The organism is Vibrio sp. 378 (genome assembly GCF_033339435.1).
Window position 1 is genome coordinate 1 of sequence record NZ_JAWOUO010000166.1, and the last position, 1039, is coordinate 1039.

Here is a 1039-nt window from a genome sequence, read left to right on the forward strand (position 1 = left end):
ATTTTCGCCTAGGTATTCGCTGATCGCAGCCGCGCCGCCCTCAGACGTTGCGGTACCAATAACGGTAGCACCGCGTTCAACAAGAAGCTCAGCAATCGCACGACCAATGCCACGGCTTGCGCCAGTCACTAGAGCGATTTTACCTTCTAGATTCATCATGTTGTGTTTTCCTTTTCTTATCGTGAAAGAATTATTTAGCGGCTTCTAACGACGCCACATCGTTAACTGCTGCTGCACTTAGTGTTTTCACGATACGTTTTGTTAGACCTGTCAGAACTTTGCCCGGGCCAAGTTCAAGAAGGTTTTCTACACCTTGTTCACTCATTAGCTGTACGCTTTCAGTCCAACGAACTGGGCTGTATAGCTGACGAACAAGCGCGTCTTTGATTTTTGCAGGATCAGTTTCAGCTGCCACATCAACGTTATTGATAACTGGAAGTTGTGGTGTGTTGAATTCGATAGACTCTAGCGCTACTGCTAGTTTATCAGCTGCTGGTTTCATTAACGCGCAGTGTGAAGGCACTGACACAGGAAGAGGAAGAGCACGTTTCGCGCCAGCTTCTTTACACAGTGCGCCAGCGCGCTCTACTGCATCTTTACTACCTGCGATAACAACTTGACCAGGAGAATTGAAGTTTACTGGAGAAACGACATCGCCTTGCGCTGCTTCTTCACACGCCTTTGCAATCGCATCATCATCTAGACCGATGATTGCATACATTGCGCCAGTACCCGCAGGAACCGCTTCTTGCATTAGCTTGCCACGTAGTTCAACCAATTTGATTGCTTCTTTAAAGTCAATCACGCCAGCGCACACAAGCGCTGAGTATTCACCGAGACTGTGACCCGCTAGGTTTGCTGGTTGTTCTAGACCAAGCTCTTGCCATACGCGCCAAATAGCGACAGAAGAAGCAAGCAATGCAGGCTGAGTACGGAAAGTTTGGTTTAGATCTTCAGCAGGGCCATTTTGAACAAGCGCCCATAGATCGTAACCTAGTGCGTCAGATGCTTCTGCAAATGTTTGTTTTACTACGTCATA

At 47.7% G+C, this 1039-nt stretch carries 2 protein-coding genes; both read right to left on the reverse strand.

The genetic code is table 11. The features are described 5' to 3' along the window. The coding region (locus R7Q48_RS24880) for an SDR family NAD(P)-dependent oxidoreductase (RefSeq protein ID WP_318132784.1) at nt 1-156 on the reverse strand (156 nt) is incomplete at its 3' end. 34 nt (nt 157-190) lie between these two features. Continuing rightward, nucleotides 191-1039 (reverse strand): ACP S-malonyltransferase (gene fabD, locus R7Q48_RS24885; protein ID WP_318130395.1); only part of this gene is annotated, 849 nt, incomplete at its 5' end.